The following is a 13,661-nucleotide window of genomic DNA, read 5'->3' as shown; positions in this document are numbered from 1 at the left end:
GGGTGCGCGGCTGCTACTGCGCGGGAGCGTCCGCCGGTTCCGGTTCGATCACGACGATCGGGATCTCACGCTCGGTGCTGCGCTGGTAGTCGTCGTACGCGGGCCAGTGCCCGACCATGACCGGCCAGTACGCGGCGCGCTCCTCCGGCGTGGCCGTAAGGGCCCTGCCCTGCATGATCTTCGGGCCGACCTGGATGCGCACCTCGGGGTGGGCGACCAGGTTCCGGTACCAGAGCGGGTGCTCGACGGAGCCGCCCCGGGACGCGACGACGAGGTAGTTGCCGCCGGCCTCGCCGTAGATGAGCGGAGTGCGCACCGGGTGGCCGGAGACCCGGCCGAGCGTGGTGAGGAGGAGCGTCTGGGTGCCCCGCCAGAACTGGCCCTCGGCCCCGTTCGACTCGACGTACTGCCTGACGTGGTCGAGCTGCCAGCCCGGCCGGGGGTCCTTCGGGTCGTCCCAGTCGATGTCCGTGTTCGTCATGCGGCCCTGCCTGCCTTCGCTGAGGGGTGGCGATGGATCGATACCGGCGTCAACCCCGCCGCGTGCGCTCTTATGCCGGGCCGGGCTCCCCCGGAAGGGCGAACCCGTCGAACAGGCCGTCCATCGCCCGCCGCCGGGCGAACTCGGACGGCCTGGGAGCGGTCCTTGCCGAGGGTGGGGGCATGGCGTGCGCGGCGTCGCCGCCTGGGCGGCCGGGACCCCCGGCGAGCTGGGCGCGCCCCGGCCCCGGGAGGCCGCCGAACTGCAGTGCGTGGTGCTGACTGCCCCGATCCGCTCGCCTTCGCCGGGTTCTACCGGTCCGTGCTGGGCGGCACGGTCAACGGCGCGGCGACGGTGCGCCCCCTGCGCGACGCGAACGTGCTCTGGTGGCGCCGCCGCAGCATCTCCTACCATCGGAGCAGCCGGCGGGGGAGGGGACGTGCATGGCTGCACGAGTCGGGCGGCTGGAACGCTTCGTGGCCTGGGTGCTGCGCAACGCCGACGTCGTCGTCGCCCTGTGCGTCGCCATGGGCGTCGGGTTCCTGGAGATCTTCGGTGACGTCGTCAGCGACGACGTCTCCTCCGGAGCCACCCTGGTCGTCCTCGGTCTGCTCGCGACCGGGTCGATCGTGGAGCGCGTACGCCGGCCCGCCGCCATCCAGGAGGCGATGAACGGCACCCGGCGGGCCCTGGACGACCTCGCCATGGTCCGCTCGCTCTCCGGCAACGAGGTCGGCGAGGCGCTGCGCAAGGCCCGCCAGCACACCAACCTCTGGTACTTCAAGGGCGGCACCGGGACCTACCTGCGGGCCGTCACCCTGCCCCTGTGCGTGGCCGCGGCCAAGGAGCAGCGGTCCCAGCTCAACGTGAAGATCGACATCGTCAACCCGGCCGACGAGCGGGCCTGCGCCGCGTACGCCCGGTTCCGGCAGATGTTCGGCGGACAGCGCCGCGGCGACGAACCGTGGACCACCGACCGGGTCCGCCGGGAGTCGTACGCGACCGTCCTCGCCGCCTGCTGGTACCAGCGGCAGCTGACCACGCTGGAGATCAGCGTGCACCTCTCGTCCGCCGTGCCCACCCTGCGCTTCGACCTGTCCGAAACCTGCCTCGTCATCACCCAGGACGACCAGTCCCGGGTCAACCTCCTCGTGGAGCGGGGGCAGCCGCTCTACGACTACTACGTCACCGAGCTGCACCAGAGCCGGGAACAGGCCACGGCGCTCGACCTGCGGGTCACGGCCCCGCTCGGCCAGGAACCCACCGTCGACGAGGTGCGCACCCTCTTCGACGAACTGCGGCTCCCGCTCCCGCGCGTCTTCACCGACAGCGACATCGGCAAGATCATCGAGAAGGCCCTGCACGCAGAGGACCCCTACAGGAGGTGAGGCGCTCCGGCGCGCCCCCATGGACCACGAGCTCGAAAGGACACTCGTCACCCTGGAGGAGATCGCCTCCGGGGCAAGGAAGTTACGGGCGGTGCGGCACCCCCTCGGATTCCTCTGCCTCCCACTCCTCAGAGAGGACCCCCGCGGCATCTGCGTGCATCTCTTCGAGGCCGGTGACCGCGCCGAACCGGGTGCCTCCCCCCTGCACGCCCACAGCTGGGAACTGCGCAGCCGCGTGCTCTACGGGCGGGTGGCCAACCTTCCCGTACGCGTGCGGGCGGTCGGCGACGGGGAGGAGGGTGCCACCCACCGCGTGTTCGAGGTGCACAGCGGCAGCGACGGCGTCGACGAGATCAGGCCCACACCCCTCCTCGTGCGCAGCGAGCTCGGCCCCGCCCACGTCACCTCCCGGGGCGAGACGTACATCCTGGCCGCGGGCGAGTTCCACGCCACCGCCCTGGAGGGCCCGGAACCCGCGGCCACCCTGGTCCACGGGCTGTCCGTCCCCGGGCAGGTCGACCTCTCGCTCGGCCCGGTCGACGGCCGGGCCCGCCGCACGACCCGCCGGCTGTGCGACACCGAACTGACCGTGCGCAGTGTCCACTCCGTCCTCAGGAGGATCCATGCCGACCAGCGGGCTGCCTGACTTCGACCACGAGCGGCAGGTCGCCGTCGCCGCGGCCGAGGAGGCGGGCGGCCTGCTGCGCAGCCGCTTCGGCACGGCCCGGTGCCTGCGGACGAAGGGCGACTCCGGGGACGTCCAGGTGGACCTCGACCTCGCCGCCGAGGAACTCGTACTCAACCGGATCCAGCACCACTTCCCGCACGACCGGATCCTGTCCGAGGAGGCGGGGCTCCTCGGGGCCACCAGTGAACGCACCTGGTTGGTCGACCCGTTGGACGGCAGCAACAACGTTGCGATCGGGCTGCCCGCGTTCGTGGTGGGCATCGGCCTGTGCCTCGGAAGCACCCCGGTCATGGGCGTCGTGCACCAGCCGGTCACCGGGGAGACCTGGCACGCGGTCAAGGGGCGCGGCGCGCACGGGCCGACCGGGGCGCTGCCCGGCCCCCGCCCCATCCTGCCGCGCCCCGGCCCCGTCGTCGCCTGGACGCAGGGGTACGCCGTGGCCCGCGGCGACGCCACCGCCACGGCGCTGCGCGGCGCGCTCGAACTGAGCTGCCGGCGCGTCCTGCAGCTGTGGGCCCCGCTGCTCGGCTGGAGCCTGCTGGCGCGCGGCACGATCGACGCCTTCGTCGGCTACCGCGCCGAGGGCGTCGACCTGCCGACCGGGGCACTGCTCGCCGCCGAGGCAGGGGTCGAGTTGCGCACGCTGTCCGGGGCGGAGTTCCGGCCCGGCTTCGCCGGGGACGACACCGGGCGCAGCTTCGTGGCCGCGCGCGGCGGGACCCTCGCACACCTGCTGCAGGAGGTGGGCGGCGCCGTGGAGCGGGCGGCCGGCTGACCCACTCCTCGTGCGGTCCGGCCCGGCGCGCCCGCCGAACCACCGAACCGCCGAACCGCAGCAGGCGGGCCTGTGCGGGGGCCTGCGCGGCCGACCTGGGGGGCAGGACTACGCGGTGGCGGCCAGGGCCACCGTCGCCGCCAGCGTGCCCGACACCGCCAGCACCAGTCCCGTACCGAAGAAGCGGCCCAGGTCGATCCGCGTGCCGTGCCAGCGGCACCGCTCGAACCACAGCAGCGTCGCCAGCGAGGCCCACGGCGTGACGACCGGGCCCACGTTGACACCGATCAGCTGGGCGAGCAGCTGGTGGTGGTTGGCCTCGGGGATCGCGGCCTCGCCCGCCATGTAGGCCGGGAGGTTGTTCAGTATGTTGGAGAAGCCGGCACCGACCGCGGCGGACCTCAGCATCCCCATGGGGCCGTTGTCGGAGCCGATCGCCGTCGCCAGTATCTCCTGCAGCCCGTGCGTGCTGGCCGTCTCCACGACCAGGAACATCCCCGGTACGAGGACGAGGAGCCGCCAGGGGACCAGGGACGGGCGGAGCGTCTCGCGGCTGCGGACCGCGAAGGCCGCCACCACGACCAGCGCGGCCGCCAGCGACGCCGCCCACAGCGGCACGTCGGCGAGGATGGCCAGCAGGAACCCGGTGCACGCCACCGCGCACACCCGGAACAGGACCGGGTCCGCCGGGCTCGGCGGTGACGGCGGCTCGTAGCGGAGCTCGCCGCGGGCTCCCAGGCGCCAGTAGAAGCCCCACAGGCAGGCCATCGTGACCGTTATGGCGGCCAGCTGCGGCGCCCACATGGCGGCCGCCATCTCCGACGGGGCCAGCGCCACCCGGTCCGCGGCCAGCAGGTTCGTCAGGTTCGACACGGGCAGCAGCAGGCTCGCCGTGTTCGCCAGCCAGACCGTGGTCATCGCCAGCGGTACGGACGCGATGCCGACCCGGGTCGCGAGCGCCAGCATCACCGGGGTCAGCAACACCGCCGTGGTGTCCAGGTTGAGGGTGATGGTGGTGAGGGACGCGAACGCCACGCACAGACCGAACAGGAGGGGGTAGTTCCCCCGTCCCGCGCGCGCCACCCAGGTGGCGATCACGTCGAAGACCTCCGCCTTGCCCGTCAGTTCGGCGAGGACGATGACCGCGGCGAGGAACACCAGCAGCGGGCCGATGCGTTCGACCACGTTCCCGGCCGGGCCGGTGGGGAGCAGACCCGTGGCAACGCAGAGCACGCCGAGCACGAGCAGCCCGCCGGCCAGCCAGTCGAGCCCGTGGAGACGCCTGAGGAAAGACACGGCGAACAGACTCGCACACCCACGCGCGGGAACGTCAGACGGCCGGGGCGGAACAGGACATACGGCCCCGCGGGCCGCCGGCGGGCGCCCGGCGTGCAGGCGGCTTCCGCAGGCCCCGTGCTCGCCGGAACAAGGTCGCTCCCGGCCGCCCCGGCCCTACCATGGATCCATGATGACGGACGGGCAATTCGGCGCTGCCGCAAGAGAGTTCGACTTCTTCATCAGCTACTCGCCGGCAGACGAACCATGGGCCGCCTGGATCGCCTGGACCCTGGAGGAAGCCGGCTACCGCACGGTCGTCCAGGCCTGGGACTTCGTGCCGGGAACCAACTTCATCGACTTCATGGACCGCGGCGTCAGCGAGTCCGTGGCGGTGATCGCCGTCCTGTCCCGCCACTACGAGCGCTCCACCTACGGCCGCATGGAATGGCAGGCCGCCCTGCGCGCCTCGCCCGAGTCGCCCGAGCGGCGCCTGCTGACCGTCCGTGTGGACGAAATGCCCGTGGAGGGGCTCCTCGCCACCATCACCTACGTCGACCTCGTGGGCGTCCCCGACTCCGACAGCGCCCGCTCCCTGCTGCTGACCAGGGTCGAGCAGGCCGTCGACGGGCACGCCCGCCCGGGCCGCCGGCCCGGCTATCCGGGCAACGCGTCGGCCCCCGCCCGCCGCCCGGAGCAGCCCGACCCGGCCCGGCCGCGGCCGAGCGCGCTCGCCGGCCCCGGCTGGCCCGGGCGCCGCCGCCCGGCCAGGGCACCGCTCTACCCGCAGGCCTCCCCGGCCGCCGGCAGCGCCCGCGACGCCGTCACCGTCCTGCACCTGGCCGGGCCCGACTTCGGGCGCGGACGCGAGCCCGACTCGCTCAGCCGGCAGATCCGCGGCGACCTCATCATGCTCAGGGACGCCGGAGCACCCGCCCCCGACCTGATGGTCGTCACCGGGGACCTCACCGCGTCCGGCAGCCCCCGCGAGTGCGACCAGGCCCTCAGCTTCCTCACCGCCCTGCGCTCCCAGCTCGACCTGTCCCCGCAGCGGGTGATGGTGGTGCCCGGCGCGCAGGACGTGAACCAGGCCGCCTCCCAGGCCTACTTCCACACCTGCGAGGCCGACGAGGTGGCGCCGCAGCCGCCGTACTGGCCGAAATGGCGCCACTACACCCGGCTCTTCCGCGGCCTCTACCAGGGCCTGGACGCCGTCTTCGACAGCGACCAGCCCTGGACCCTCTTCCCGGTCCCGGAACTGAGCACCGTCGTCGCCGGCTTCAATTCCACCATCGCCTACAGCCACCGCCCCGAGGAGCAGTACGGGTTCATCGGCCGCGACCAGGCCGCCTGGTTCGCCGAGGCCATGCGGACGTACGAGGAAGAGGGCTGGCTCCGCGTCGGAGCCCTCCGTCACCCGCTCACCGACGGCCGCCGCCCCGGCGATGCCGTCGGCGGCCCCGGTGGGCTGAAGGACGCCGACACCCTCGCCCGGCTCGCCGCGCCCCGACTGCACCTGCTGCTGCACGGCCCGACCGGCGGCCCCCGCACCACCACCGCCGACCCCAGCCGTTCCCAGCTCGCGGGGCCCGCCGGCGGGCTGCCGCTGTTCGGCTCCGCCGCCCCCGCCCGGTTCCAGCTGCTCCAGGTCACCGCCGACGGGGTGACCCGCTGGGACGACCGGATCACCGGTGCCGGCGAGCACTTCCCCGCCGACTGGCGGCAGACCCGTCGGGTCTTCCCCGTCCCCGAGCTCCCCGCCGTCATCCACGTCGAGCGCACCCAGGGCAGGGCGCCCCTCGACGACCCGGCCGCCTCCCTCGCCGAACGCGTCAAGGAGGTCTGCCGGGTGCGCAGGGAGGGGGTGCGGCTGCGCGACGTACCGCGCCGCGAACCGGGCGACATGGTCCAGATCATGGCCACCTGGCGGGAAGCCGACGACGGCGTCGTCCAGCAGCAGCGCATAGCCGTCCACCCGGGCACCCCCGCCGAGGACGAACTCGACCGGTTCATCTCCCAGGTCCACGCCACCGACCCCGGCTCCGAGGCCGTCCTCGTGTACGGGGGCGAGGCACCGGACGGCGCCCTGCGGCAGCGGGCGGCCAGCCACGGCGTACGGGTCAGGGTGCGCAGCTTCATCGAGTTCCAGGGCCTGCTCGACCTGCGCGGCTACGTGGCCGCACAGACCGCCCGGCTCGTCGCCAGCGAGCAGTACCCGCCCTCCCTCTACCTCCCCCAGCGCTACCGCGACGCCGACCGGCCCGACGGCCAGGAACGCGACGGCCTCGTCGAGGAACTGCTGGAGCTCCTCGAATCCGACCACGGCCGGTTCGTGCTGCTCCTCGGCGACTTCGGACACGGCAAGACCTTCGCCCTGCGCGAACTGGCCCGCCGCATCGCCGGACAGCTCCCGCACCTGACGCCGCTGCTCATCCCGCTCAACACCCTCGACCGGGCCCACAGCCTCGAAGGCCTGGTCGCCGCCCACCTCGCCGGCCACGACGTCGACACCATCGACCTGCGGGCGCTGCGCTACATGCTCGCCCAGGGCCGCGTCGTCCTCCTCTTCGACGGCTTCGACGAACTCGTCCACCGCGTCAGCTACGACCGCGCCGCCGACCACCTCCAGGTCCTCCTCAACGCCGCCGTCGACAGCGCCAAGATCGTCGTCAGCAGCCGCACCCAGCACTTCAAGTCGCACGCCCAGGTCCTCACCGCCCTCGGCGAACGCGTCGGACTGCTGCCACAGCGCCGCATCCTGTCCGTCGAAGGCTTCACCCCGGCGCAGATCCGCTCCTACCTGGGCCGCAGCTACGGCGACGAGCGCGCCGCCGACCACCGGTACCAGCTCCTGCGGAACATCCCCGACCTGCTGATGCTCTGCCGCAACCCCAGGCTGCTGTCCTTCGTCGCCGCCCTGAGCCAGGACCAGCTCAGGGCGGTCGCCGGGGCGGGCCGCGCGCTCAGCCCGGCCCGCCTGTACGAGGACGTCTTCACCGCCTGGCTGGAGTACGAGGAGGAGCGCGGCCAGGGCGGGCCCGGCGCCCCGCCCGGACTCACCCTCGGCGAGCTGTGGGCCGCGGTCACCGCACTGGCCTGGCGGCTGTGGGAGACCGGCCGCACCGCCCTCCGGCTGGACGAGCTGACCGAAACCGTGGCCGCCACCCTCAGCGAACTCACCGAGTCCCCGCTCACCCCCGCCGAGCGCGCCCAGGCCGTCGGCGCGGGCAGCCTGCTCGTACGCAGCGACGACGGCGTCTTCCAGTTCATCCACGGATCCGTCATCGAATGGCTGGTGGCGCGCGAGGCCGCCCGCCAGCTCGCCCGCGGGCAGCACGCCCTGCTCTCCGCCCGCCCGCTCAGCCAGCTCGCCGTCGAGTTCTTCTGCGACCTCGCCGACCACGAGCAGTGCGCCCGCTGGGTCCGCGAGGTCCTCGACTCACCCGGACGCGGGGTCAGCGACGCCGCCCGGGCCAACGCCGTCCGGATCAGCGACCGCCTCCGGGTGCCCGCCAACGCCGACCTGCGCGGCGCCCGGCTGGCCGGCGAGGACCTCTCGCACCGCGACTTCTCCGGCGTCGACCTGACCGACGCCGACCTCACCGACGCCCGGCTGATCGGCGCCAACCTGTCCGGCGCACTGCTGCGGGGCACCCTGCTGGCCGGCGCCCGCCTCGACCGGGCCGACCTGAGCCGCGCCGACCTGACCGGCGCGAACCTCAGCCGGGCCCGGCTGACCCGGGCCGACCTGCGGGGCGCCCGGCTGGCCGGCAGCCGCTGGCACCGGGCCGCACTCATCGACGTGACCATGGACGACGACGCGCGGGACGTCCCCGAACTCGGAACCGCCGCCATCGCCCCCGGCATGCCGGTCGACGCGGGCCTGCGGCCGTCGGCGGTCGGCGTCCCGTACGGCTTCGGCGTCCGCACCAGCCGCCTCCCCGAACCCATCGCGTACAGCCCCGACGGCGAACTCCTCGCCGTCGGCAGCGAGGACGGCTCCATCCTGGTCTGCGGCGGCGACGACGGCCGCGCGGTACGCACCCTCCAGGGCCACGAAGGTCGCGTGTACGCCGTGAAGTTCCGCGCGAACGTCATCGCCACCGGCGGATCCGACGGCGTCGTACGGCTCTGGGACCCGGTGACGGGAGCCTGCCGACACCTCCTGGAGATCCACCCCGACGGGGTGTGGCCGCTCTCCCTCGACCCGGACGGCACCCTGCTCGCCACCGGCGACAGCGAGGGCCTGGTCACGGTCTGGGACGTGGCCACCGGCGCGCCCGTGCACCGGCTGCCCGGCCACACCGCCCCGGTCTACACCGCCGTCTACGGCCCCGGCGGCACCCTGCTCACCGGTGACGCCAACGCGCAGGTGCGCCTCTGGGACCTGGCCACCGGCCGGTGCGTCCGGGAGATCGGCGGTCACCGGGGGGCCGTCTACCGCGCCCGGTTCAGCCCCGACGGCACGCTCTTCGCCACCGCCGACCGGGGCGCGGCCGGGCAGGGTGGCACGGTCCGGATCTGGCGCACGGCCGACGCGCGGCTGCTGCACGAGTTCGGCGGACACACCGGCCGCGTGTACGTCCTCGACTTCCACCCCGACGGAAACCTCCTCGCCAGCGGCGACACCGACGGCCAGGTGCGGCTGTGGGACCCCGTCGTCGGCACCCCCGCCGGGACCCTCGAACGCAGCACCGGCGCCGTCTACCAGGTGCTGTTCGGCGACGGCGGCAGGCTCCTCGCCGCCTGCGACAGCAACGGCACGGTCCGGCTGTGGACGGTCACCGCCCGCCCGCACGGCTACACGGTGGCCCTCCACCCCCAGCAGCCGACCGAGCACCGCGGCACTGCCTGGGCCTGCGCCTTCCGGCCCGGCGACAGCCAGCTCCTCACCGTGGGCAACGACGGGGGCGCGCAGATCTGGGACGCCGCCACCGGCCAGGGCAAGCGCATCCTGCGCGGCCACGGCCGCCGGATCAGCGGGGTCGCCTTCAGCGCGGACGGCGCACAGTTGGCGACCGCCGGCAACGACGGCGTCGTACGGCTGTGGGAGACCCGCACCGGACGGCGTACGCAGGAGCTGCTCGGGCGCGGCGACCGGCTGGTCTCGGCGGTGTTCAGCCCCGTCGAACCCCTCCTGGCCACGGCCAGCAACGACGGCGACATCTACCTGTGGGACCCGGCGGGCGGCACGTACATGCGCGAGGTCGACGCCGAGACCGAGCACGTCTGGGCAGAGGCCTTCAACGCGGACGGAACCCTCCTCGCCACCGCCAACGACGACGACTCCGTCCGGGTCTGGTTCCGCCCCACCGGCTCCCCCGTGTCCACCCTGGACGCGCACCGGGGCCGGGTCCGCTCGATCGCCTTCCGTCCGGACGGCGACCTCCTGGCCACCGGCTGCGACGACAGCTTCGTCCGGGTGTGGGACGCCAGGAGCGGCCGGCTCGCGGCGGAACTCGGGGGGAACGGCGGCGGGCACGCGGACCGCGTCTACGGCGTCGCGTACGGGCAGGGGAGCGGCGGCGGCCACGGCGACTGGCTGGCGAGCGCGAGCTGGGACGGCACCGTCATCGTCTGGCGGGACGGGCAGGCGGCCCTGCGGCTGCGCGGGCGGGGGGGCCGGCTGTGGGCCGTGGCCGCCCACCCGGTCCGGCCGCTGCTGGCCGCCTCGGGCGACGACCGCAGCGTCTGCCTGTGGCACGCCGAGACGGGCGAGCACCTCGCCGACCTCGTCGGCCACACGGGCCGCGTCCTGTCCCTCGCCTTCTCCCCGGACGGCACCACCCTCGCGAGCGGCGCCGAGGACGGCACGGTGCGGCTGTGGAACTTCCCGGCAGCGGGCGGGGGAGCGCCGTCGCTGCGTGCGACCCTGATGGGGTTGGCGGGCGGCTGGGCGACGCTGACCCCGTCCGGCGGGTACAAGTACGAGGGCGACGTGGCGGGCGAGTTCTGGCACGTGGTCGGGATGTCCCGGTTCACCCCGGGCGAGCTCGACGAGTACCTGCCGAGCATCCGCCGCCTACCCCTGGGCGAGGACCTCTGACCGGGCCTCCCGGACCGCGTGGAGCGTCTTCGAGGTTGCGGAGCATAGCTACATCAGGAGCCTGATGGCAGGAGACCGCATGTCGGCAGCGAGTGGTTCCGTGCAGTGAGCGCACGCCAGGTTCAGCGGGCGGACGGTGTTGCTCTGGATGCTGAAGGATCCTGTCTGCCGTGACTGGGGGCAGTAGTAGCCGGCATGCAGGCGGATCCAGCTCGCCAGCGCGCTTGCCGGCCGGTCTCGTTTGACGTCGTGGAACGGCGCCCACCAGTGGTCGAACCAGGCAGCACCGCCCGTCCTCACCACTCTCGGTGCACCGTGGCCTTCTGGCCGGTCACCAGGCTTGCCGGTGGAACGTCATCGGCCACGACCGCGCCAGCGGCGACCACGGCGTCACGGCCGATGCTGACACCGGGCAGGATCGTGGCACCGGCTCCGATCCACACGTTCTCCGCCACGTCGATGGGTGCGCCCGTGAGGTACAGCCGTCGCTCCTCGGGATCGACCGGGTGGCCGCTGGTGATGAACGTGACCTTCGGTCCGACCATCACGCGCTCGCCGAGACGGATGCCGGCATAGTCCAGGAAGGTGCAGTTCTGGTTGATGAAGACGCGCTCCGCGAGGTCGAGGTTCAGGCCGTGGTCCGTGTAGAAGGGCGGATAGATCGTGACTCTCGGCGGCAGTGGCTTGCCGAGGATCTGTTCGAACAGTTCCGCCCTGCCCGCTTCGTCTTCGAAAGGCAGGACGTTCAGGCGGGAGGTGAGCTCGGTGACCCGCAGGACCCGCTCGGCCATGGCCTGGAACTCGGCGCTGTGGATGCGCATGAGACGGTCGCTGGACATGCCACGATCCTTTCTGGCGTCTTCGACCGCAGAACACTAGTCGGACGAGCGGGTCCAGCCGGCCGCCCGGAGGGTGGCGGCGTCGGTCGGACGGTCCTCCGAGAACAGCAGCCGGGCGCGTTCCGACACCCGTACGACGTCCACGTACACCCCGCGACCGACGTAGCGGCCGGTCGAGGCGTGCCGGAAGCGCAGGTGCACCGGGCGGCCCGCCCACGCCGTGAGCGGGGCCTCCAGGCGGTGCCAGACGCGGCCCGACCAGCCGTCGGCGCGGCCTTGCGGCCACTGCTCGGCGGAGCCGCCCGTGGTGCGGACCGTGCTGAACGGCAGCGGCTCCCAGACCGTGCCGTCCGCCGAGGCCTCCACGTGGAAGGCGCCCTCGCCGGGCACGGTGTCCCACCACACGGCGCACCGCAGCCGGGCCTCGGCGGTGGCCGGGGTGAGCGGGGGCAGCGTGAGGGTGCCGGAGCCGCCGGCTTCCATGCCGGAGAACCAGGCCGCGCCGCCGTGCCGGGTACGGACCGGAACGGCGCGGGCGAAGCGGTTGCCGACCGCGACCCGCGGGGCACTGCCGGCCCGCCAGGTGCGGACGGGGTGCACGGAGTTGCCGAGGAGGACGAGGAAGGAGTCGGTGGAGGGGTCCAGGACGAGGGAGGTGCCGGTGAAGCCGGTGTGGCCGGCGGACTGCGGGGTGGCCATCGCGCCCATGTACCAGTGCTGGTAGAGCTCGAAGCCGAGGCCGTGGTCGTCGCCAGGGAAGGCGGTGTTGAAGTCGGTGAAGAGCAGCTCGACGGAGGCGGGGCGCACGATGCGCTTGCCGGCGTAGGTCCCGCCGTCGAGCAGGGTGCGGGCGAGGACCGCGAGGTCCCAGGCCGTGCCGAAGATGCCGGCGTGGCCGGCGACGCCGCCGAGGGCGTACGCGTTCTCGTCGTGGACCTCGCCCCAGACGAGTCCGCGGTCCAGGCCGGACCAGGGCGGGCGCTGCACCTCGGTAGCGGCCGTGACGCGGCGCCAGGAGAGCGGGGGGTTGTAGCGCGTGCGGTGCATCCCGAGCGGAGCGGTGATCTCGTCCTGGAGCAGCAGATCCAGAGTGTGACCGGTGATCCGTTCCAGGAGCAGCTGGAGCGTGATGAGGTTGAGGTCCGAGTAGCGGTACACCGTCCCGGGCGGCTCCTGGGGGCGCACGGACCACAGCAGCCGCAACTGCCCCGCACGGGTGGGCTCCTGGTAGAACGGCGCCCAGGAGCGCAAGCCCGAGGTGTGCGTGAGCAGCTGCCGGACCGTGATCAGCTCCTTGCCGCCGCCGGTGAACTCGGGCAGGTACCGGTCCACCGGAGCCTCCAGCTCCAGCCGGCCGCGCTCCATCTGCTGGACCGCGAGCAGCGAGGTGAACAGCTTGGTCAGCGACGCCAGGTCGAAGACGGTGTCCTCCGTCATCGCGATGCGCTGGGCCGCCGGGAACTCCTGGGCGCGGTCGGTCCGGCCGTCGTAGTCCGAGTAGCGTACGGCCTCGCCCATCGCACGGTGCAGCGCGATGGTCCGGCCGCGGCCGGCGAGGACCACGGCCCCGGCGTAATAGGGGTGCTCGGGGGAGGGGCCGAGGAACCGTCGGGCCTCCTCCGCCACCTGCTCCAGGTGCCGCTCCAGCAGCCCGGCCTGGCGCGCGGACCCGTACCGCAGGCGCAGCCCCTGGAGCGCCCGTCGCTCGGCCGGGTTGCCCGCTGCCCCCGCGGCCCCGGGCAGCGCCGCGTGCAACAGCAACACCCCGCCCAGCGCCAGCAACCGCCCCCCGAGCCCCCGCCGCGTCAGCCCGACACCCGCGCACAGCGCGTCGCTGTCGCAGTCGCGGCTGTCGCTCTCGCCGGCCTCGCGGGCCTCGCGGGCCGTGCCGGCACCGCCGCCCCGGCCGTCGGCGCCGATTTCCGTGCCGTCGCGAAGTGCGCTCCCGTGCCCGCCGGCCGGGTCGGCCGCCGGGTCGTCCGGGCGGGCGTTCGGGTTCCGGGGCGTGTGCGGCGCGCTGTGTCCGGGCCCGGTGCCGTCCGTTGCGTCCCCGGCTACGCGGTCGGGCGCCGGCCCGTCGTCCGCTCGGGTCCGGGTGGCCGGACCGCGGCCCCGCATGGCCGGGCCGGCGGCCGGAGCGCCCTCGGCGGCAAGCGGCGCCCCCGCCTC

The 13,661-nt window shown here is 73.9% G+C and carries 8 protein-coding genes; 4 read left to right on the top strand and 4 right to left on the bottom strand.

The window, feature by feature from the left end; translation table 11 throughout:
- Window positions 1–13 precede the first annotated feature (13 nt).
- Window positions 14–481 (bottom strand): nitroreductase family deazaflavin-dependent oxidoreductase, encoded by a 468-nt coding sequence (locus ACFVGY_RS03095; RefSeq protein WP_385670065.1) that lies wholly within the window; start codon window positions 479–481, stop codon window positions 14–16.
- 443 nt (window positions 482–924) lie between these two features.
- Here ACFVGY_RS03095 and ACFVGY_RS03090 point away from each other — a divergent pair, with 443 nt between their 5' ends.
- The 3 genes from ACFVGY_RS03090 to ACFVGY_RS03080 are packed head-to-tail and all read left to right on the top strand — an operon-like array spanning window position 925 to window position 3,332.
- Window positions 925–1,869 (top strand): hypothetical protein, encoded by a 945-nt coding sequence (locus ACFVGY_RS03090; protein WP_360625544.1) that lies wholly within the window; start codon window positions 925–927, stop codon window positions 1,867–1,869.
- Window positions 1,870–1,888: 19 nt separating this feature from the next.
- Complete coding sequence (locus ACFVGY_RS03085; RefSeq protein WP_385670062.1) at window positions 1,889–2,515, top strand: hypothetical protein; 627 nt, start codon at window positions 1,889–1,891, stop codon at window positions 2,513–2,515.
- Window positions 2,493–3,332 carry an inositol monophosphatase family protein gene (locus ACFVGY_RS03080; protein ID WP_385670059.1) on the top strand — a complete coding sequence of 280 codons (840 nt, stop codon included), beginning with the start codon at window positions 2,493–2,495 and terminating at the stop codon, window positions 3,330–3,332. The genes ACFVGY_RS03085 and ACFVGY_RS03080 overlap by 23 nt, the downstream gene beginning before the upstream one ends.
- Window positions 3,333–3,440: 108 nt before the next feature.
- Here the strand turns inward: ACFVGY_RS03080 and ACFVGY_RS03075 are convergent, their stop codons facing one another.
- Window positions 3,441–4,628 carry an SLC13 family permease gene (locus tag ACFVGY_RS03075; RefSeq protein ID WP_385670056.1) on the bottom strand — a complete coding sequence of 396 codons (1,188 nt, stop codon included), beginning with the start codon at window positions 4,626–4,628 and terminating at the stop codon, window positions 3,441–3,443.
- Window positions 4,629–4,800: 172 nt separating this feature from the next.
- Here ACFVGY_RS03075 and ACFVGY_RS03070 point away from each other — a divergent pair, with 172 nt between their 5' ends.
- The gene (locus ACFVGY_RS03070; RefSeq protein ID WP_385670854.1) at window positions 4,801–10,653 is read left to right on the top strand and encodes a TIR domain-containing protein; all 5,853 of its coding nucleotides are present in this window, start codon (window positions 4,801–4,803) and stop codon (window positions 10,651–10,653) included.
- Window positions 10,654–10,949: 296 nt separating this feature from the next.
- Here ACFVGY_RS03070 and ACFVGY_RS03065 read toward each other — a convergent pair whose 3' ends face one another.
- Both ACFVGY_RS03065 and ACFVGY_RS03060 read right to left on the bottom strand, forming a co-directional pair.
- Window positions 10,950–11,492: a DapH/DapD/GlmU-related protein gene (locus ACFVGY_RS03065; protein ID WP_385670054.1), complete on the bottom strand. Its 543-nt coding sequence runs from the start codon at window positions 11,490–11,492 to the stop codon at window positions 10,950–10,952.
- A 36-nt stretch (window positions 11,493–11,528) separates the two neighbouring features.
- A complete protein-coding gene (locus tag ACFVGY_RS03060) occupies window positions 11,529–13,319 on the bottom strand; it encodes a serine hydrolase (RefSeq protein WP_385670851.1) in 1,791 nt (596 codons plus the stop codon).
- Window positions 13,320–13,661 lie beyond the last annotated feature (342 nt).

The organism is Streptomyces sp. NPDC127106 (assembly GCF_042677605.1).
In the GTDB taxonomy this organism is placed as follows: Bacteria; Actinomycetota; Actinomycetes; order Streptomycetales; family Streptomycetaceae; genus Streptomyces.
The sequence above is the reverse complement of the archived record's forward strand: the minus strand, read 5'-3'. Positions and strand labels throughout refer to the sequence as shown.

What these genes read in the sequence shown, in the direction of transcription:
- ACFVGY_RS03095 (WP_385670065.1), bottom strand. Translation starts at nt 481, where the DNA reads ATGACGAACACGGACATCGACTGGGACGACCCGAAGGACCCCCGGCCG.
- ACFVGY_RS03090 (WP_360625544.1), top strand. Translation starts at nt 925, where the DNA reads ATGGCTGCACGAGTCGGGCGGCTGGAACGCTTCGTGGCCTGGGTGCTG.
- ACFVGY_RS03085 (WP_385670062.1), top strand. Translation starts at nt 1,889, where the DNA reads ATGGACCACGAGCTCGAAAGGACACTCGTCACCCTGGAGGAGATCGCC.
- ACFVGY_RS03080 (WP_385670059.1), top strand. Translation starts at nt 2,493, where the DNA reads ATGCCGACCAGCGGGCTGCCTGACTTCGACCACGAGCGGCAGGTCGCC.
- ACFVGY_RS03070 (WP_385670854.1), top strand. Translation starts at nt 4,801, where the DNA reads ATGACGGACGGGCAATTCGGCGCTGCCGCAAGAGAGTTCGACTTCTTC.
- ACFVGY_RS03065 (WP_385670054.1), bottom strand. Translation starts at nt 11,492, where the DNA reads ATGTCCAGCGACCGTCTCATGCGCATCCACAGCGCCGAGTTCCAGGCC.